This is a genomic window from Myxococcus qinghaiensis (assembly GCF_024198215.1).
GTDB lineage: Bacteria > Myxococcota > Myxococcia > Myxococcales > Myxococcaceae > Myxococcus > Myxococcus qinghaiensis.
On sequence record NZ_JAKCFA010000007.1, the window covers coordinates 34,635 to 53,565 of the forward strand.

The 18,931-nt window shown below is 70.7% G+C and carries 14 protein-coding genes; 7 read left to right on the forward strand and 7 right to left on the reverse strand.

What is annotated here, in order from left to right:
- The first annotated feature begins 1 nt into the window (after position 1).
- From LZ199_RS14125 to LZ199_RS14145, 5 genes are read left to right on the forward strand one after another with little or no spacing between them, the layout of a single operon-like run.
- On the forward strand, positions 2–2,095 hold the full coding sequence (locus LZ199_RS14125) for a serine/threonine-protein kinase (protein WP_253994210.1): 2,094 nt from the start codon (positions 2–4) through the stop codon (positions 2,093–2,095).
- Complete coding sequence (locus tag LZ199_RS14130) at positions 2,092–3,111, forward strand: hypothetical protein (RefSeq protein WP_253994211.1); 1,020 nt, start codon at positions 2,092–2,094, stop codon at positions 3,109–3,111. Before LZ199_RS14125 ends, LZ199_RS14130 begins: the two co-directional genes overlap by 4 nt.
- 28 nt (positions 3,112–3,139) lie before the next feature.
- Positions 3,140–5,032 carry a sigma 54-interacting transcriptional regulator gene (locus tag LZ199_RS14135; RefSeq protein ID WP_253994212.1) on the forward strand — a complete coding sequence of 631 codons (1,893 nt, stop codon included), beginning with the start codon at positions 3,140–3,142 and terminating at the stop codon, positions 5,030–5,032.
- Between the two features lie 22 nt (positions 5,033–5,054).
- Positions 5,055–5,642: a hypothetical protein gene (locus LZ199_RS14140; RefSeq protein ID WP_253994213.1), complete on the forward strand. Its 588-nt coding sequence runs from the start codon at positions 5,055–5,057 to the stop codon at positions 5,640–5,642.
- Entirely contained in the window at positions 5,639–7,267 is a 1,629-nt protein-coding gene (locus tag LZ199_RS14145; protein ID WP_253994214.1) for a carboxypeptidase-like regulatory domain-containing protein, read from the forward strand. Before LZ199_RS14140 ends, LZ199_RS14145 begins: the two co-directional genes overlap by 4 nt.
- Before the next feature lies 1 nt (position 7,268).
- Here the strand turns inward: LZ199_RS14145 and LZ199_RS14150 are convergent, their stop codons facing one another.
- From LZ199_RS14150 to mutL, 5 genes are all read right to left on the reverse strand, one after another.
- Positions 7,269–7,787, reverse strand: a complete 519-nt coding sequence (locus LZ199_RS14150; protein ID WP_253994215.1) for a hypothetical protein — start codon at positions 7,785–7,787, stop codon at positions 7,269–7,271.
- 90 nt (positions 7,788–7,877) lie between these two features.
- Positions 7,878–8,891: a tetratricopeptide repeat protein gene (locus tag LZ199_RS14155; RefSeq protein WP_253994216.1), complete on the reverse strand. Its 1,014-nt coding sequence runs from the start codon at positions 8,889–8,891 to the stop codon at positions 7,878–7,880.
- A gap of 118 nt (positions 8,892–9,009) precedes the next feature.
- Positions 9,010–9,729: an outer membrane beta-barrel protein gene (locus tag LZ199_RS14160; RefSeq protein WP_253994217.1), complete on the reverse strand. Its 720-nt coding sequence runs from the start codon at positions 9,727–9,729 to the stop codon at positions 9,010–9,012.
- Positions 9,730–9,754: 25 nt separating this feature from the next.
- Positions 9,755–9,910, reverse strand: a complete 156-nt coding sequence (locus tag LZ199_RS14165) for a hypothetical protein (RefSeq protein WP_176437590.1) — start codon at positions 9,908–9,910, stop codon at positions 9,755–9,757.
- Positions 9,911–10,046: 136 nt separating this feature from the next.
- Entirely contained in the window at positions 10,047–11,906 is a 1,860-nt protein-coding gene (gene mutL / locus LZ199_RS14170; RefSeq protein WP_253994218.1) for a DNA mismatch repair endonuclease MutL, read from the reverse strand.
- Between the two features lie 102 nt (positions 11,907–12,008).
- On the opposite strand from mutL, the gene LZ199_RS14175 reads away from it, so the two are divergent.
- Both LZ199_RS14175 and LZ199_RS14180 read left to right on the forward strand, forming a co-directional pair.
- Complete coding sequence (locus tag LZ199_RS14175) at positions 12,009–12,974, forward strand: SDR family oxidoreductase (protein ID WP_253994219.1); 966 nt, start codon at positions 12,009–12,011, stop codon at positions 12,972–12,974.
- A gap of 2 nt (positions 12,975–12,976) precedes the next feature.
- Positions 12,977–15,151: a 1-acyl-sn-glycerol-3-phosphate acyltransferase gene (locus tag LZ199_RS14180; RefSeq protein WP_253994220.1), complete on the forward strand. Its 2,175-nt coding sequence runs from the start codon at positions 12,977–12,979 to the stop codon at positions 15,149–15,151.
- Positions 15,152–15,172: 21 nt separating this feature from the next.
- On the opposite strand, the gene LZ199_RS14185 is transcribed toward LZ199_RS14180, so the two are convergent.
- The gene (locus tag LZ199_RS14185; RefSeq protein WP_253994221.1) at positions 15,173–16,048 is read right to left on the reverse strand and encodes a diguanylate cyclase; all 876 of its coding nucleotides are present in this window, start codon (positions 16,046–16,048) and stop codon (positions 15,173–15,175) included.
- A 131-nt stretch (positions 16,049–16,179) separates the two neighbouring features.
- Positions 16,180–18,783 (reverse strand): carboxypeptidase regulatory-like domain-containing protein, encoded by a 2,604-nt coding sequence (locus tag LZ199_RS46465; RefSeq protein WP_267145147.1) that lies wholly within the window; start codon positions 18,781–18,783, stop codon positions 16,180–16,182.
- Positions 18,784–18,931 lie beyond the last annotated feature (148 nt).

Here is an 18,931-nt window from a genome sequence, read left to right on the forward strand (position 1 = left end):
CATGACGCTCGTCGGCCGCCATATCGGTCGTTATCGCATCCTCGAGCAACTCGGCTCGGGGGGCATGAGCGTCGTGTACAAAGGGCTCGACACCGCCCTGGACCGTGAAGTCGCGGTGAAGGTGCTACACCCGCATCTGGCCGGCAAGGACGAGTCGCGAAGGCGGCTGGCCCGCGAGGCCCGCGCCGTGGCGAAGCTCCACCACCCCAACATCCTGGAGGTGTTCGACTTCTCCGCCGCGGACGCGCAGGACGCGTTCATCGTCACCGAGTACATCCGGGGCCAGACGCTGAAGACGGTCCTGGACGAAGGCCCGTTGGATCCGCCGGAGCTGGCGGCGATGGTCATCCACGAGCTGGCCGCGGCCCTCGCACACGCCCACGAGGCCGGCGTCATCCACCGCGACCTCAAGCCCGAGAATGTCATGGTGCGCGAGGACGGCCTCCTCAAGCTCATGGACTTCGGCATCGCCCGGCTGCTCGATATCGAGGAGCGGATGACGGTGACGGGCACGCTGGTGGGCTCGCCCGCGCACATGTCCCCGGAGATCATCGAGGGCCTGGAGGCCGGCCCCGAGGCCGACGTCTTCAGCGTGGGCATCATGTTCTACGCGGCCATGACGGGCCGGCTGCCCTTCTCCGCGCCCAACACCACGGCCACGCTCAAGCGCATCCTCGACGGTGACTACGAGGACCCGCGCCGCCGAGTCCCCGCGCTGTCTGACGAGCTGGCGGACATCTGCGCGCGCTGCCTCCAGAGAGACCCTCAGCAGCGCTACCCGGACGCCGGCAAGCTACGAGACGCGCTGGCGGATTACCTGGCGGGCCTGGGCTTCTCGCGCGTGGGCGAGGAGCTGGTGTCGTTCTTCGCCGACCGGCCGTCGTACCGGAAGCTGTCGCGACAGCGCATCGTCGCCGGGCTGCTGGAGCGCGGGGAGCGGCTGCTCGCGGAGAAGCGCACGCCGCGCGCGCTCGGCTGTCTCAACCAGGTGCTGGCGCTGGACGCGCAGAACGCTCGCGCGCTCGGGCTGCTCAAGAGCATCCAGCGCGCCCAGCGCGTGAAGACCTGGCGGCGGCGCGGCATCCGGTTGGCGGTGGGACTGCTCACCGCCACGGCCGTGAGCATCGGGGGCTACAAGGCGTACCACGCACGCGCCGACGCGGCCCCCGTTGGCCCCGAGACTTCCGAGCGCCCCACGGACGGCGAGGGCGTGAACACCAGCGGCCCCCAGGCGCCGGATGACGCCACCGGACGCGGCGGCGAGGGCACCAACCGAGGCACCGGAGAGACGGGCCGCGCTGGAAACATCGGCTCCGGAAGCACGGCGGGCGAGGACCCGGGCCCTGGCGTGAAGAACGCGGGCACGGACTCGCGCAAGCCCGTTGGCGTGGGCTCCGTAGCCCTCCCGCCGAACAGCCGTCCCACTCCGCCGACCGACGCTCGCACGGGAAGCGCGGTGACCTCACGCGAGGCCCTCGGCGCCGTCACCGGTCGCCCCGACACGCAGTCCCCCGGTCCGGGTGGAAGCCTGTCCCGCGCGAGCACGGCGCGTCCGGCGGGGGGCGCCGTGGATGACGCCCACTCCCTCACGGGAGGACCCGGAGAGGACCGCGTCGCCGGCCGGAAGTCCGCGTCGAAGAAGTTCATCGTGTCCATCCTCGTGCGCCCCTTCGGCATCATCCGCGTGGACGACGGCCCGCCCAGCGCCGAGGCCCGCGCGGTGCACGACGTGGAGCTGAGCCCGGGCAGTCACGACATCACCATCTCCTGCGCCTTCTGCGAGGACGTGGTGGAGACCATCGACGTCCAGCCCGACGGAGAGAAGCAGTTCCACCTGCGCGCCCAGCCCAGGTCGGTGCCGCTGTCCGTCGAGTTCGAGCCCGGCGAGGCCACCGTGCGCGTGGGAGACCAGGTGCGCACCGCGCGCGACACCCTCCTCAATCCGCTCGAGATTCGCGGACCGCGAGGGCCCGCGGGCTTCAAGCACACCGTCACGGTGGAGATCTCCCACCCCGGCTTCAAGACGGAGCGACAAGTGGTACAGCTGCGGCCCGGCGAGCCCCAACGTCTGCACGGGAGCCTGCTTCCCGAATGACTCGAGGGTTCGCGCTCATCTCGCTCTGGCTCGTCTTGTGGACCCCGGCCGCCTCGCTCGCTCAGGAGAGCGGAGACCCGGAGGTCGCCGCCCTGCGCGCCAGCTTCGAGTACGGCAAGTACGCGGAGGTCCTGGACCGCGCGGGCACCCGGGTGGACCGGGGCGGGCTCAACGAGGACGAGCTGGTGGAGCTGCACAAGCTGGCCGGGCTCGCCGCCTTCAACCTGGGGCGCTCCGAGGAGGCCTCGCGCCACCTGCGCGCCCTGCTCCGGTTGGACCCGGACTTCAGCCTGGACCCCTTCGTCGTCCCGCCTCCGGCCGTGGCTTTCATGGAGAGCATCAAGGACGACATGACCAACGAGCTGGAGTTCCTCCGCCAGGAGCGCCGGCTGCGCCAGGAGCGCGAGAAGGCCGAGACAGAGCGCCGCGAGCGCGAACGCCTGGAGGCCGAAGTCCTGCGTCGCCGCGCCGAGGAGCTGGCCGGTCAAGTCACGGTGCGCACCGTGGAGAAGCGCAACTTCCTGGTCAACTTCGTCCCCTTCGGCGCGGGCCAGTTCCAGCAGGGCCGCAACAGCCTGGGCATCGTCTTCGCGGCCACCGAGGGCGTGCTCGCGGTGACGAGCATCATCTCCTACTTCGCCTACGAATCCCTCTTCGAGGAGCGCCCCATCGAGCTGGACAACGTGCTCGACGAGGACGGCAAGGCCTCCATCACCATCCGCTACATCCCCACCAACCGCGAGCGCCAGCGGGACACGTGGCAGCTGCTCAAGCTGGCCTCGGCCGCCGGCTTCTACACCATCTATGCGCTGGGCGTGGTGGACGCGCTGTACCACCACGAGGATCAGGTGGTACGCACCTCGGTGGAGACGCGAGACACGCCCTCCTCCGATGCGCCCCGCTCGGAGTCGCAGCTCCAGCTCCAGCCCCGCGCAGCCGCACCCCGACCCACCGCGCGGTTGGGGCTGTACCCCACCTCCGGCGGACTCGGCGCCGGTCTCACCCTCTCCTTCTGAGCCTTTTTCTCCAGGTACGTGAAGCCCTATGGCCAGCCTCACCGTCCGCAGTCCTGATGGCAAGGTCCGCGCGGTCGCCCTGCACAAGCGCATCACCAGCATCGGTCGGGGTCCGGACAACGACATCCCGCTCGAGGACTCCGCCGTGCCCGACAGCGCCCTGCACGTCACGTTCGACGGCACGCGCTACGAGGTCGGCAGCCTGGGCGCCACGTTCCACGTCAACGGCAAGAAGCGCGACTCACACGCGCTCGCCACCGGGGACGTGGTGCGCGTGGGCGGCACCGAGCTGACCTTCGCCCGCGAGGACGCCCCGCGCGCCCCTGCGCCGTCCGCCCTCACGCCGCACCGCGACGCGGTGGCCAGTCCGGAGACCGCGGACTCGCACACCACGGAGCTGCCCGGCGTGCCCGGCCGCGAGCTGGCCATGCTGCGGCGGCTCACCGCGTTCAGCGAGCGGCTGCTGGGCCTCTACGACGTGGACCGCATCCTCGAGAGCCTGATGGACGAGGCCATCGAGGTGACGCGCGCCGACAAGGGCTTCCTCATCCTGATGGAGAGTGGCGACCCACGCGTGAAGGTGGCGCGCAACGTGGCCCGGGAGAACATCGAGGACGCGGTGGAGAAGCTGTCCGACTCCATCATCGCCAAGGTGGTCAAGGACCAGAAGCCGCTCATCGTCGCGGACGCCGTGGACGCGCCCGAGTTCAAGGCCAGCGAGTCCGTCGTCAATCTGCGCGTGCACTCCGTCATGTGCGTGCCGCTGATGCACAAGGGAGACCTGTTCGGCGTCATCTACGTGGGCAATGACCGGCTGGTGAACCGGTTCGAACCCAAGAGCGCGGACATGCTCACCATCTTCGCGGCGCAGGCGTCACTCGTCCTGCAGAACGCGATGCTGGTCAACGACCTCAAGCTCGACGTCACGGAGCTGCGCCGCAAGCTGGAGGACCAGCGCTACGGCGACATCGTCGGGGCATGTCAGGGCATGCGCGACGTGTACAAGCGCATCGACAAGATCGCCCCCACGGACATCTCCGTGTTGATTACGGGCGAGACGGGCACCGGCAAGGAGCTCATCGCCCGGGAGCTCCACCGCCGCTCGCCCCGGGTGAAGGGCCCCTTCATCACCATCAACTGCGGCGCCATCCCGGAGAACCTGCTGGAGAGCGAGCTGTTCGGCCACGTGAAGGGCGCCTTCACCGGCGCGGTGGCCACCAAGGCGGGCAAGTTCCAGGCGGCCATCGGCGGCACGCTCTTCCTGGACGAGATTGGGGAGATGCCCCTGCAGCTCCAGGTGAAGCTCCTGCGCGCGCTCCAGGAGAAGATCGTCTACAAGGTCGGCGACAACCGGGGCGAGCCGGTGGACATCCGCGTCGTGGCCGCCACCAACAAGGTGCTCGAGGACGAGGTGAAGCGGAACACCTTCCGCGAGGACCTGTACTACCGGCTCAACGTCGTCACCCTGAAGCTGCCGCCCCTGCGCGAGCGCGGCGAGGACGTCGTCGTGCTGGGCAAGTTCTTCCTCCACAAGTACTCGCGCGAGTTCGGCTCCCGCGCCAAGGGCTTCACCCCGTCCGCCGCCGTCTCCATGAAGAAGTACGGCTGGCCCGGCAACATCCGCGAGCTGGAGAACCGCATCAAGAAGGCCGTCGTGCTGTCGGACAAGCCGCTCCTGGGCCCGGACGACCTGGACCTCAAGCCGGAGAACCTGGAGCCCATCATGCCGCTGCTCCAGGCCAAGGAAGAATTCCAGAAGCGTTACATCAACGAAGTACTCGCGCGAAACAACGGCAACCGGACGAAGACGGCCAAGGACCTGGGCGTGGACCCTCGCACCATCTTCCGCCACCTGGAGAAGCTGGAAGCGGAGAAGACCGGCCGGCCCCTGCCCCCCGAGGAGGGCGACGAGCTGCTCTGACGCGGCCCCTGACGCACTGGTGATGGACACGACGACGCGGCGACACGTCAGGGACACGCGCTCCGGCCAGGGCTGGGCGACGTGTGTCCTGGCCGTGGGCCTGGGCCTGCTCGTCGGCTGTCTGTTGCCCCAGGATGACACCCTGCTCGACGAGCCCCCGCGCTTCATGAACCGCTCGCCGCGCATCATCGAGTCGCTGGTGCTCCCCCAGGAGCGCATCATCCAGGACTTCGGCGCGAGCCGGTGCGAGCTGACGTTCGAGGTCGCCGTCGAGGACCCGGACGTGGATGACCGCATCAAGGTGCACTGGTTCATCGACTACAGCCCGCAGGACCCGCGCGGCCCCTACCGGGAGATTGCCCTCACCAACAACGGCGAGGCCCGCCGTCCAGACCGGGGCACGCTGCGCATCAACCTGGCCTCGGCGAACTCGGTGCTGAGCACGCCGGGGCAGCACCTGGTGGAGGCGCTGGTGAGCGACGCGGAGCTGACGGACCGCCAGCCGGAGTCGCAGGTGGTGAACCTGCCCGACGGCGGCTCCATCATCGACCCGGGGTTCGTCATCAGCTACTCCTGGGTGGTGACCACGGTGCAGGGAGACTGCCGATGACGGGCCGCCACGCGCGGCTGCTCGTCGCGCTGGCGCTCTCTTGCGCCACCGGCTGCGCGCTGCTGGAGGAGGAGCCCGGGGACTCGCTGCTCGTCTGCCGCTCGGACGCCGACTGCGCCGCCAACGAGGTGTGCTTCGTCGACGGCTGTGGAGACCCGGGCCAGGACATCGTCGTGGAGGTGACGCCCAACCCCGCGCTCGGCCAGTACGCCCAGGACTTCCCGGTGGGCAAGCTGCGCGCCGAGCAGAACCTCCAGCTGTTCGACATCGCCTCGCTGCGGGGGACGACGCTGCGCTCCACGGCGCCGCCCGCGTCGTCGAGCACCGCGTCCCGCCCCTACTCCGAGCCCCTCGTCGTGCGCGCCATCGGCTCCAGCGCCCTCATCCCCGGCGTGGCCCGCTACCATGAAGCGACGCTGGTGCCGGACAACGGGCAGTGGACGCTGCCGGTGGCCAGCGGCCAGTACGCAGTGACGGTGCTGCCCGCGGATCCGCTGGTGCCCCCCCTCACGACACCAGGCACGGTGTTCCCGGGCGAGGCCCTGTCCCTGGAGTGGCTGCTTCCCTCCGCCGCCAGCGTGCTGCCCGTGCAGGGGACGGTGACGCGCTCCGGAGGCGCGCCACCCGGCGCGGACCTGGCGGTGGAGGCGCTGGACACCGAGCTGCGGCCGCTGTCACAGCGCGTGGCCGTCTCTCCCAGCACGGGCGCCTTCACGCTGGCCCTGCCTCCCGAGGCCGCGAGCGCCTCCACGGTGCTCTTGCGCGTGACGGCCCGGGACGCGGCCGCGCTCCTGCCGCAGCAGACCTTCCCGGTGAGTCCGGGCGTCCCGCTGCCCGGCCCGCTGGAGCTGGGTGACTTCGGCGCGCCGGTGCGGGTGTCGGGGCGCGTCGTCGCCCTGGACGGCCGGCCCGTGGTGGCCGCCACCGTGTCGCTCCAGGGACGCGTGGGCGGAGGCGGCAGCTTCCAGAGCGCGGTGGCGACGACGGACGCCGAAGGCCGCTTCGAGCTGCGCTCCCTGCCCAGCGCCACGGAGGCCCCGCTGGAGCTGGTGGTGGTGCCTCCGGCGGCTTCCGCGTCGGGGCTCACCCTGTCCTCGGCCGTGGTGCCGCGCGAGGACACCGTGCTGCCGGACGTGGTGTGCGTCAACCGGCGCGTGGTGCGCGGAAGGCTGCTCCAGCCGGACAACAGCTCCCCCGCGCCGGGCGTGCGACTGGTGGTGGAGCCCGTGGACGTCGTCCCCGGCCGGCTGCTGCCGCCCGACCTGGCGTCGGAGACGCTCACGGACGCCAACGGCGAATACGTGCTGCGGTTGGACCCCGCGCTGTACCGCCTGGACGTGGTTCCGGGAGAGAACCTGCCCCGCGTCAGCCGCTTCGTGTCCGTGCTTCCCACCGACGACGGGGCCGAACAGCCCGTGACGGCCTTCGCCCTCCAGCGCGGCCGCACCCTGCGCGGACGGGTGCTGTCGTCCACGCGGGAGCCGGGCGTGCCTCCGGGCCTGCCCTTCGCGTCCATCCGCTTCTATCGGGTGGTGAACGTAGAGGGGCGTCCCTCCTCCGTGCTGCTGGCCCAGTCAGTGACGGACACGCTGGGCCGCTACACCGCGCTGCTGCCGGTGCGCTGACTCACGGCTGCTGGGAAGCCTTCGCCGCGGGACTGGCGCTGGCGGCCTGGAAGGCGGCGTGGAACGAGTCCACCGTGCCACCCACCTCGTCCGCGTACTGCACCGCGTGCGTGGTGTAGAGGTCCAGCACCACCTCCAGGCGGCGGTACACGGTGCGCAGCGGGGCACGCTCGCGGGCCTTGAGGTCGCACTCGGACTCGCGCTCACGCAGCCGCGTCAGCCAGGACGTGCGGAAGCGCATCCATTCCTGGTCCGTGTCCCGCGCGGGCGACACGCGCACCAGCTTCTCGCGCCCCGCCTCCAGCTCACCCCAGAGGGACTGGGCTCCAGCAAGGCACTCCTGGAAGCTGAGGATTCTCGCCGCGGGGGGCAGCGCCTCCGGAGTCATGGCCGCCACCGAGCGGCTCACGTTCACGATGATCCACAGCGAGAAGAGCGTGGTGAGCGCGATGTAGATCCCATACGCGGCGGCACGATAGCGGCGGAAGCGGGGATCTTTCCGGGGGTCGGGAGCGGACACGGGGTCCAGGTCTTATGACTGTGGACCCCGCGTGGCAACGCTTCCGTGTGAAGCCCCACCCGGACAGGCGGGCGGGGGTACGGCAAACGACTACTGGCCCGCGGGGCTCGCCACCTGGGCGGGGGCGGCCTGGGCGGGGGCGGCGGGCGCGGGGCCAGCGGCCTCCGTGTTGCCGCTCATGGCGCGCTTCACCATGGCGATGCGGCTGCGGAACTGGGGCTGGTACTGGCTGTTGAGGTAGGCCCCGGCCGCGTCACGCGCGGTCTCCAGCGCCTTCTCCATCTGGCCGACCTCCTGGTACGACTGGGCCAGCAGCAGCATGGCGTAGTCACGCGTCTTGGAGCTGCGGTCTCCCTCCACGAAGCGCGCCAGCAGCGGCACGGCCTTGTCGTGCTTGCGCAGCTGGTTGTACGCGGTGCCCAGGAAGAAGGACGCGTCCAGCGACTGCTCCTGCGGCGGGTTCATGGCCAGGAAGCGCTCCATCTCCGAGACGACCTGGTCCATCTCGTTCTTGCGGAAGGCAATCTTGCCGCGCTCGAAGGCGGCGTCGCCCGTCTCGCGGCGCAGGGACGTGGCCCGGTCATTCAGGGCCTGGCGCTCCAGGGTGCTCAGGCGCGAGGTGTCCAGCTTCATCAGCGCGTCGATGCCCTTGAGCCGCTCGTCACCGGGCAGCGAGGTCATCATCTTGTAGACCTCGGAGGCACCACGCTGCGCCGTCTGATGCGCGGAGGTGTCCGAGCGCTGCTTCTCCAGCTGGCCCGTCAGGTCCGCGACCATCTTCTCCAGCCGCTCCCGCTCACCGGTGGCACTGGAGCTGCGCGCGCTGGTGATCATCACCGCCGCGCCCACCGCGATGACCGCGAACAGCACGTAGGCCGCCGCGGACGAAATCCACTGCCGCTTCTGGAAGTCCTCGTGACGCTTGCCTACCGCCTTCACCTCCGCGTGGAGGTTCTTCAGCAGGTTGTCACTCTTGATGACGAGGTTGCGGGCCTCGACGACTTCGCGGCGGAGGTCCGCCAATTCCTTATCAATCTCGGTCTTCGCCTGCTCTGGCATGGACATCTTCCTGGGCCCGGTAACGATCTCGGCCGATTCGCGCATCGTAAGGAGTTCTCCCGGTCATACGGCGACAATTTCCGCACCGGAACAACACGGAGGCTCTGTCACATTTCCGGGAGCAAACAACCTTCCAATGTCCACGCCTGCTCGCTCTGCGAGGTTACAAGCCCGAGCCCGGCAGTCCGCGGGATGGTTCGGGCGGAAAAGTGTACGTCACGCCTAGCGACAGCCAGTTCCCGCCCATGTTGAACGAGCCGAGCTTCGCCGACTCGGGGCCCACCGGTCCGCGCAGGAACATGAACCGGTATTCGGCGGTGAGGCCCCAGCGAGGAGACAAGCGCCACGTCGTGCCCAGGACCCCCGCCCAGGCCTGCGTCGTCTTCTCCCGCACCTCCTCATCCTGGCGCTTCGAGCTGATGAGCGTGGGCCCGGTGGACAGGCCCAGGAAGGGAACGAGCCCGTACGGGCCGACTTCGGGGAGCACCGTCTGGAAGCGCAGGCCCAGCATCGCGCCGTAGGCCAGGGTGTCGATGCGCCGCTCGAAGGGCCCCACTCCCTCCGCGCCGGGGTCGGTGACATACAGACGCGAGCCGGTGGCGAACAGGTCGATGCCCAGCTCCAGCAGGTCCGACAGCGAGTACGCGAAGGTGGCGACGCCGAACGGACCGCCCGCCGTCCTCTTCGCGCGCGAAAGGCCCGAGTTGGCCTCCCTGGCGTACCAGCCCTCGTAGAAGGTCTCGTTGGAGGTCACGCGCCAGCCGGCCTGCACGGTGATGCGGCCCACTCCGTCCAGCGAGGAGGGGACGTCGTCGTCTTCTTCCTGGGCGAAGGCGGGGGCGGCGAACAACAGGGCGAGCAGCGGCGGGAGTCGACGGAGCATCGAAGCGGGGACTCGGGGGCGAAGGTCAGGGGCGCTTGGGGCGCACGGCGATTTCGAGGAACGTCGTCCGCTGGCGGCGCAGCGAGGCGACCAGGCAGCGGACGACACACAGCGCGCCGAACTCACGGAGCACTACGCCCAGGTTGCACACCACGTCCCGCAGGGTGATGACTCCGCGCATGGGGTCGCTCCCGTTTCCGGCCGTCCATGCCCGGTCCGCCGCGTGTGCTACAGGCGTGTGGCCCACCGTAGCAGCGGCCTCCCACGGGTCAATTTTCCAGTCGCCCAAAGGCGCGGAGGGACTGGGAGATTCCCCTTCAGCGGGCGCGGCGCTCCAGCTCCAGCAAGGGCATCTCCAGCACCACCACCGTGCCGTGGATGCAGGGCGGGTGGAAGTCGGCCCGGTCCAGCTCGCCCAACAGCGCGCGCAGCTGCGCGTCCGTGAGCGGCACGGCGCCCGCCTTCCGCGCGGCATGGCACGCCATCACCCGCACGGCCTCCGCGAGCGTGACGGAATCCAGCGCAGCGCCCTTGGGCGGCAACGCCCGCGCGAGCGCCTCCAGCAGCGAGCGTGCCTCCGCGCCCTCCAGCCCCGGTGGCACCGTCTTCAGCGCCACCGTCGTGCCGCCGAAGGGCTCCACGTCCACGCCCAGCCGCGCCAGGGCCTCGCGCCCTTCCACGAGCGCCTTGGCCACCTGCACCGGGAACTCCAGCGTGGTGCCGAAGAGCGAGGGCGCGGGAGGCCCCTTCGCGTCGTCCAGCGCGCGCAGATATGACGTCAGCCGGGTGCGCTCCAGCGCCGCGTGCGGGTCCAACACCACCAGCGTGCCCCCGGGTCCTTCGCACAAGTGGAAGCGTCCGCCGAGCAGGCCCATGGGGCGCAGCGCGGCGAAGTAGCCCGGCGGAGGGGCCTCGTTGAGCTGGGGCTGCGCCTCTCCGAACGCGGGCGGGCGCCCCACCGCGCCGAAGGGCAGCGGCGAGGGAATCCCCACAATGGGTCCGGGTGCGCCGGACAGGGCTGAAGACGGGGGGCTGCCGGCGGCGTCCATCGTGGTGGGCAGCGGCGCGCCCCAGGAGGCCTCCTGGGCCCGGGTGAGGAAGCGCTCCACGGCGAGCGCGTAGTGCGCGGCATCTCTCGGCTGGTTTCCGCCCGGGCCATTCGGGTCCGCGCCCGCGCCCAGCCACGGGGCGGCACGCAGCATCCGGTTGAGCGCGGCGCTGATGGCCTCCTGCACGCCCCGGGCGTCGGAGAAGCGGACCTCCAGCTTCTGCGGGTGCACGTTGACGTCCACCGCGATGGGGTCCACGTCGATGTGCAGCACGACGACGGGCTGCCGGCCCGCGGCGAGGAAGTCCTGGTACGCGCGCTGGATGGTGCCGATGAGGCCCCTGTCTCGCACGTAGCGGCGGTTGACGAAGGTGTAGAGCCCACGCGCGTTGGGGAAGGTGAACTCGGGCGAGGCCGCGTAGCCGGTGACGCTGACGCCCAGCCGGCGCTCCTCGACGGGGAACAGGTGCGGGTGGGCCGCGGGGCCCAGCGCGGCGGCGATTCGCTCGCGCGGGTCCTCCGGACAGGCGGCGCTGGAGAACAGCTCGTTGCCCTCATGGGTGGCGAAGAAGCCCACCTCCGGATTGGCGAGGGCCAGGCGGACGACGGCCTCTTCGGCGTGCTTCAGCTCGGTGTCGCCCCGGCGCAGGAACTTGCGGCGCGCGGGCACGTTGAAGAAGAGGTCCTCCACGGTGATGACGGTGCCGGTGCGCGGCGGGGCGTCCTCGATGAGCGGATCCACCCCACCCTCCAGCGACACCCGGGTGCCCACGTCCGCGCCCACCTCCGCGGTGTGCAGGGAGAAGCGGGAGACGGAGGCGATGGCGGGCACGGCCTCACCCCGGAAGCCCATGGAGTCGATGTGGAAGAGGTCGTCGAGCTCCCGCAGCTTGCTGGTGGCGTGACGCTCCAGACACAGGGTGGCGTCGTGGCGGCCCATGCCGTGTCCATCGTCGGACACGATGATGCGGTCCACGCCCCCACCGGCCAGGTCGACACGGATGGTGCTCGAGCCCGCATCCAGCGAGTTCTCGACCAGCTCCTTCACGACGGACGCGGGGCGCTCCACCACCTCACCGGCGGCGATCTTGTTGATGAGGACGTCAGAGAGACGTGCGATGCGAGCCATGGCAATCGTCCACCCTCCGCCACGCAGAGGACGTTGTCCAGCAAACCAAGACGGGTGCAGGCTGACATTCCCAGGCGGCTGGGCTAACAGGAGACCTTGCGTATGGACGTGTCACGACCAGGCAAGGGGCGGTTGCGCGTCGCGGTGACCGGAGCCAGCGGCGAGTACGGGAAGCTGTTGCTGCCCCGGCTCGAGCGGGATCCCGACGTGGAGAGCATCCTCGTGCTGGACGTGGCGCGTCCAGAGGGTGCGAAGGTGGAGTTCCATCAGGTGGACCTCACCCGGCACGACGCCGAGAGCGAGCTCACCGACGCACTGGCCGAGCGCCCCGTGGACGCGCTCTACCACCTGGCGTTCCTCTTCGGACCCATCCGCAACGGATCCCTGGCGCACGAGCTGGAGGTCATCGGCACCATGAACGTGCTGACGGCGGCGGGCCGGGCGAAGCTGCCCAGGCTGGTGGTGCCGTCGATGACCGCCGTCTACGGCGCACGCGGGAACAATCCGGCGCTGCTGCGCGAGGACTCGCCGCTGCAGGGCTGTCCGCTCAGCCGCTTCGTCACCGACAAGGTGGAGGTGGAAGGACAGGTGCGAGCCTTCCGCGAGCGGCACCCGGACATGCGCGTGCTGGTGCTGCGCTTCGCGCCGGTGCTGGGGCCGACCTTCGAGAGTCCCGTTTCGCGGCTGCTGACGCGCACCTCCGTGGTCCCCACGCTGCTGGGATTCGACCCGTTGTGGCAGGGGCTTCACGAGGAGGACGCGGGGCGCGCGTTGCATCTGGCGCTGCGGGCGGAGGCGTCTGGGGAGTTCAACATCGTGGGCCGGGGTGTGCTGCCGCTGTCCGGACTCATTCGACAAGCGGGAGCTCGTCCGCTCCCCCTCCCAGGGCCTTTGTTCCGTGGCGCACTCCACACGCTGGATGTGGTGGGAGCGGATACGTTGCCCGTAGCCCTTCTCGACTACATCCATTACTCGTGGGTGGCGGACGGCGAACTCGCCGAGTCCGCCCTCGGCTTCATCCCCTTCCACCACGTCAGGGACGCCGCAGCGGCGCTCAAGAGGAGCTAGAGATGGCCAAGGGTGTCCTCGGGAACGATCCCTTCCAGCGCGGAGCCGCCTCCCGCGATGGCGCGAAAGCGAAGCCCGGCACCCAGGCGAAGCAGGACCGCTCGCCCTCCGAGCGCGGGACCTCTGACGACAAGAAGAAGACCCCGTCCACCCGCGCGGCGCATGCCAGCGGTGGCAACGGCACCTCGGACAAGGGCCAGGCGAAGAAGCCCACCCGTGGGAAGCCCGCACCCGCGAAGTCGAAGGGCGCGCCGTCCGCGCGTGGCGCCGCGAGTGCGAAGGCCAGCGCCCCCGTGAAGCAGGGCAAGGCAAAGCACGGACAGGGTGCCCACGCAGGGAAAGCTCCGGCCCGTCCGCAGGAAGCCCAGGGACAGTCCGCTGCGAAGGGTGGCGCGAGTACGTCCACGGCCAAGGCCTCCGCGCCGGACAAGACCGAGGCTGAACTCCTGCGCGTGCCCACCGCGGCGAAGGAACAGTCCGGCACGAAGCGCGGAGCGAATGCATCCGCAACCAAGGCGTCCGCGCCGGTCTCGGCCGAAGTCGAGCCCCTGCGCGAGCCCGCCGCGCCCGTGACTCCGCGCGAGCCCCCACCCTCGCGAACTCCACCCGTGGCGGACCCGCGCACGGAGCGGACGCCCGAGCAGAGAGAAGTGGACCACGCGCTGGCGGAAGCCCTCGCCGCGGAGGTGGCCGAGGTCACCGCGAAGCACGCCGTGGACGTCGCGATGGACCGCCGCGACGGAGCGGACGAGCCCGTGGACAGGCTCCTCGCGACGGAGCTGGCCACCGAGCTGGCCGAGGCCGCGGTGGAAGAGGTCCTGGACCACAGCCCCTCCACCCGCCGCCCGGAGCGCGAGCGTGAACTCGCCGCCACAGTGGCCGAGCAGGTCGCCGAGAGTGCCGCCGAGCTGGCCGTCGTGGAAGTGATGAATCGCCGCGACAGCGCGCCTCACGCCAGGGACGCACTCGAGGAGCGCGCCGCCAACAACAGCCTGGACGAGGACGACACCCAGGAGCGCTCCAACCTCGACGCGCCCCACGAGGACCTCGCGGGCGCCGTGCTGGAGCTGTCCGACCTCGACGAGACGCCGGACGAACCCGATGACGCATGGGAGCGGTCCGCCCTGCCCCTCTCGACAACCCGCTCCGCCTCGGAGCCGGAGGCGAAAATGCCAGACGCGACGCGCGACGAGGTCCCTCCCAGCCGCCGAGGCCCCCTGTCCCTGGTGCCCACCTCCGGTGAGGACCATGCGGCGCGCGACGCATCGTCGGATCCAGACGCCCCTCGCCCGCTCGCGCAGCGCGCCACCGGCATGCTGTCCCTGGCCCGGGAGATCGCCGGACAGGCACTGGCCAGCGAGGGCCTGGGCCGCGCATGGGGCGCGATGAACGGCATGCTGGACGCCGTGCGCGCCGGACTGGGTACGGGCGGTGGCTCCCACCTGGACGAGTACGGCAAGGACCCGTCGCTCGTGCAGCGCCTGGAGCCCGTGCTGGAGTTCCTCTATGGCCAGTACTGGCGCGTCGCCGCCCAGGGCACGGACCACATCCCCAGGGGCGCGGTCATCCTCGTGGCGAATCACTCGGGCGCCCTTCCCTATGACGGGCTGGTGATGTCGCTCACCCTGGCCCGCGAGCGCCCCGACCTGCGTGAGTCGCGCTGGCTGGTGGAGGATCAGATCTTCCACGCCCCCGTGCTGGGCACCCTCTTCAACCGGCTGGGAGCCGTGCGAGCGTGCCCGGAGAACGCGCTCCGGTTGCTCGACGAGCAGCGCCCGCTGGTGGTCTTCCCGGAGGGCTACCAGGGCCTCGGCAAGCCCTTCGCGGAGCGCTACCGGCTCAAGCGCTTCGGACGCGGCGGCTTCGTGAAGCTCGCCCTTCGCACCGGAGCGCCCATCGTCCCGGTGGCCATCGTCGGCGCGGAGGAGACCTCTCCCCTGCTCGGACGCATCCCCGCGGGCTTCCTCGGGCTGCCCTACTTGCCGCTCACGCCGCTGGGCCCCCTTCCCGCGAAGTGGAGCATCCGCTTCGGCGAGCCCATCGCCATGGACGGCCTGCCTCCCGAAGCCGCGGAGGACCTGGGCGAAGTGGGTCGCCTCACCGAGCGCACGCGCGAGGCCATCCAGGGGATGATCCACACGCTGCTTCGCGAGCGCCGCTCCGTCTTCGCCGGCTGAGCCGAACCCGGGGCCGCCGCGTCAGGCGACGACGCGGTTGCGCCCGCCCGACTTCGCTTCGAAGAGCTTCTCGTCCGCCGCGCGCACCAGGTCTCCGGGCTCGCGGTGGTGCGGGTCCAACACGGCCACGCCCAGGGAGATGGTGACGGGGATGGGCTGGCGATCAAACTCGAAGCGCTGCTTCTCCACCAGGCGCCGCACCTTCTCGGAGAGCTGTCGCGCGCCGACCAGGGCCACCTCGGGCAGCAGGATGGCGAACTCCTCGCCGCCATAGCGCGCGAAGACGTCCTCACGCCGGATGCGCGTGCGCACCGTGGACGCCAGCTGCTTGAGCACCGAGTCTCCCGCCAGGTGCCCGAACTTGTCGTTCACCTTCTTGAAGTGGTCGATGTCCACCAGCACCAGCGACAGCACGCGCTCGTAGCGACGGCTGCGGGAGATCTCCCTGTCCAGCTGCTCGTCGAAGTAGCGGCGGTTGTAGATCTGCGTCAGGCCGTCCATCGTGGTCAGCCTGTAGATTTCATCGTGGTACGCGGCCTCGATGTTGCCGCCCGCGATGTACTTGAAGATGGTGCGGCCAATCTTCACCAGGTCGCCGTTGCGCAGCTCGCGCTCGCCCTCCACCAGCTCGTCGTTGATGAACGTGCCGTTGGTGGAGCCCGCGTCGCGAATCCTCACGCCCTCGCGGGTGTTGGCGATGGCCGCGTGGTTCCGGCTCACCGACTCCTGGTCAATCTGGATGTCACACTTCGACGAGCGACCAATCAGCGTCTCCTCGCCCGTCAAATCGAACTTCCGACCCAGGTCCAATCCGTAGATCACCACCAGCGCCGCGTCGAGGTTGACCGGCCGGTCGGAGATCTTCGAGATGACCGTGACGACCGTTTCCTTCTGCACCGCTCCTCCAGCGACCGACCCACGAGACGCTACCACCCTGCAAATCCAGAAAGCGAATCACAGGACGAGACTCCAGGTAGGGAATCTTCGCCCTTCGACGCCCAACCAGCGACGTCGTCCTCCATCCCCCGCTAAGGGATGTCCACGGCCCGCGTGACGGAGACGGGGGGCCGCAGCAGCGCGCCGTCGGCGTCCTCCAGCGCGGCGATCAGCACCACCCCCGTGCCGGAGCAGCTCGCGGGGAGCTGGAGCTGCACCTCGCCCGTCGCGGACGCGGCGGAGTCGCTCACCAGGACCTCTTCACACCCCTTGGCGCCCCCCCGTATCAGGACCCGGACGCGGCCATCGGCCTCCGCGCCCACGCCAGGGCGGAAGCCCGTGACGCGCACTCGCACGGCGCTGCCCCGGCTGAGGCGCTGTCCCTCCAGCTCCGGATAGAGCCACATGACTTCCGGGCGCCCCACGTCCAGCGACGACGCCGCGCGCGTCAGGTCTCCCACGTGGTCCAACCCCGGGCCGTCCGCCGCCGCCAGTCGCGAGGGCCCCAGGACATCTCGCGCATCCCTGCCCGTCACCTGGAGCACCTCCACGCGCAGGAGCGCGCGCGAGCCCAGGTGGTCGCCGAAGTAGGTCCGGTCCTCCAGGCCCACGGGAACCCACGGGACGCGGATGCCGTCCTCCACGTCCTCGGGAGACGCCAGCACCGTCCATCGGCGCCCGAGGCGGTCGGTGAAGACGACACGGACGAGCGTGGCGGGCTCCTCGACGTCGGCGCGCAGCTCCCGGCCTCGCAGGCCCTGGGACTCGCGGTCATCGAAGTTGTAGCGGGCGTCCTCGGGGATGGGGAGGAAGTCCACGCCAGGATCCACGGGGCGCTCCCCCAAGGGGTCGAAGCTCAGGCCCGGCAGGTCCGCCACCACGAAGCTGGACGCCGTGCCCGCGGCGGCGTCATCGCGGGCCGCGCGGGACATGGCCCCCACCAGGAGCCGGTAGGGCTGTCCCTCCAGGCCATGGTGCGCGGGTGCCATGCGCAGGGCGATGACTCCGGAGCGGCTCAGCCGACCGTCCGCATCCGTGTTCGGATCCGCGGGCGCGACGTTGGCTGCGGCGCCCAGGCCCAGCGGCACGAGCCCTCGTCCCGGCGCCACCACGGTGCTCAACACATAGGCCCGGTCCAGGTACGCGCCCCGATAGCGGGGAAGCTCCGGGACGCGCACGGCGAAGGGGAACGCCAGTCGCACGCCCTCGAAGTCCAGGGACACGCGCTCGGAATACGTCACGGTGTCCGGCCTCGGAGTCCCCGTGTCGAGCCCCGGCGTGGGGACCAGGTGGAAGGCGGCATCTCGCGCCACGGACGAATAGAAGCGCGGGGACAGCGGCAACAGGCGCCCCAGCGTCAGCAGCGGATCCGCGCCGGGCTCCAGCGCATTGAGGGGCAGCTCCGCCACCGGCACGCTGCCCGTCAACGCCCAGGCCGAGCGGGTGCCGCACGTGCCCGACAGGATGGCCAGCTCCGGCTCCAGCACCCCGGACAGGGAGGAGTCACAGACGCCCGCCGTACCGGGCGCGAAGGCCGGAGCCGGAGCGCCGCCCTCCAACCAGAGCGAGGTGCCCGATGGCAGCGGCAGGCGCCGGGTGCCGCCCGCGCTCACCTCCACCTCCCGCTCGAAGCCCAGCAACGTGCCCGACGACAGCTCGGAGAAGAGCCCCGGCACCGACATGCCCGTCATTCCCAGCCGCAGCGTGGGCGTCACGACGTTGCCCGTGCGCGGCGCCTCGGCGAAGTCGACCCGCACGCCTCCGGAGAAGTCCACCGGGTTGCGCCGCAGCGTCATCCGGACGTCGCGGTGCTCCTCCACGTCATGCCGGGCCAGCGTGAGGTAGCCGAAGTCCGGGTGGAAGGCGGACAGCGCCACGGTGCCCGAGGCGGGTACCCACACGGCGCCATCGGGCCCCGTCAGCGCGGAGCCCTGGGGCTTTCCTCCCACGTCCGCCACGGCGACGGTGGTCAGCGGAACCGGGCGCCCCGTCAGCTCGTCCACCACCAGCACCCTCACCCCACCCTCGGGCACGTCCGGACTCAGCACCGCGACGCGGGCGCGGCAGACGACGGCGCCGACCCGCGCCTCCACCCCGTCGCGCTCGGCGCCAGACTCCCTCAGCGTGAAGGCCGCACGGGTTCCGCTGCCGCCGCCCGTCACCATCGGCGACAGGGCGGACCACGTCGCGCCCTCGCGAGGCACCACCGGCTTCCCCGCGGCGTCCTTCACCCACACGCCGAAGACGACGGACAGCCCCGGGCTGCCCACGATGACCTCCGGAGTCACCTGGCACGACGCGGCGACCTCCTTGGCCGGGGGAGCGACACACGCCCCATCGCGGCAGACCTGGGCCCCGCCACATTCCACGTCCGTGGCGCACAGCCCCACCACGCACCGGTTCATGTCGCACTGGCAGCCCATCGGGTTGTCGCACATCGCCAGCGCGTATTGCTGGCGCCGGTCCTCCTCACAGTCGGAGCGACTCCGACAGGCGGGCTCACAGCGGGACAGCGCGGTGTTGCAGAAGAAGAGCGCCGGGTCGGGACAGTCCTGGTCCACCGCACAGGGGCCTGGCAGCGGCTTGTTGTCGCCTGGGATTCCGAAGGGCGTGTCGGAGCTCATCCCGCAGCCGGCCAGCACCCCCAGGGCACACACGAGGGCTGTCAGCAGGTGGGGACGAAGCGAGGGGCTCATACGGTGCGGCTCCCGGGGGGCGGAACGCCCAAGACCATACAGGTACGACGCGCGTCGCGCGACGGCGCGCAAGGGCCCTGAAGCCCTCTCGCTGGACACCGTCGGACCCGGCCGCCCGCTCTTCGCCCTCGTCACGCAACAGGAGGTT

Coding starts and splice junctions, on each gene's coding strand:
- LZ199_RS14125 (WP_253994210.1), top strand. CDS start 2: ATGACGCTCGTCGGCCGCCATATCGGTCGTTATCGCATCCTCGAGCAA.
- LZ199_RS14130 (WP_253994211.1), top strand. CDS start 2,092: ATGACTCGAGGGTTCGCGCTCATCTCGCTCTGGCTCGTCTTGTGGACC.
- LZ199_RS14135 (WP_253994212.1), top strand. CDS start 3,140: ATGGCCAGCCTCACCGTCCGCAGTCCTGATGGCAAGGTCCGCGCGGTC.
- LZ199_RS14140 (WP_253994213.1), top strand. CDS start 5,055: ATGGACACGACGACGCGGCGACACGTCAGGGACACGCGCTCCGGCCAG.
- LZ199_RS14145 (WP_253994214.1), top strand. CDS start 5,639: ATGACGGGCCGCCACGCGCGGCTGCTCGTCGCGCTGGCGCTCTCTTGC.
- LZ199_RS14155 (WP_253994216.1), bottom strand. CDS start 8,891: ATGCGCGAATCGGCCGAGATCGTTACCGGGCCCAGGAAGATGTCCATG.
- LZ199_RS14160 (WP_253994217.1), bottom strand. CDS start 9,729: ATGCTCCGTCGACTCCCGCCGCTGCTCGCCCTGTTGTTCGCCGCCCCC.
- LZ199_RS14165 (WP_176437590.1), bottom strand. CDS start 9,910: ATGCGCGGAGTCATCACCCTGCGGGACGTGGTGTGCAACCTGGGCGTA.
- mutL (WP_253994218.1), bottom strand. CDS start 11,906: ATGGCTCGCATCGCACGTCTCTCTGACGTCCTCATCAACAAGATCGCC.
- LZ199_RS14175 (WP_253994219.1), top strand. CDS start 12,009: ATGGACGTGTCACGACCAGGCAAGGGGCGGTTGCGCGTCGCGGTGACC.
- LZ199_RS14180 (WP_253994220.1), top strand. CDS start 12,977: ATGGCCAAGGGTGTCCTCGGGAACGATCCCTTCCAGCGCGGAGCCGCC.
- LZ199_RS46465 (WP_267145147.1), bottom strand. CDS start 18,783: ATGAGCCCCTCGCTTCGTCCCCACCTGCTGACAGCCCTCGTGTGTGCC.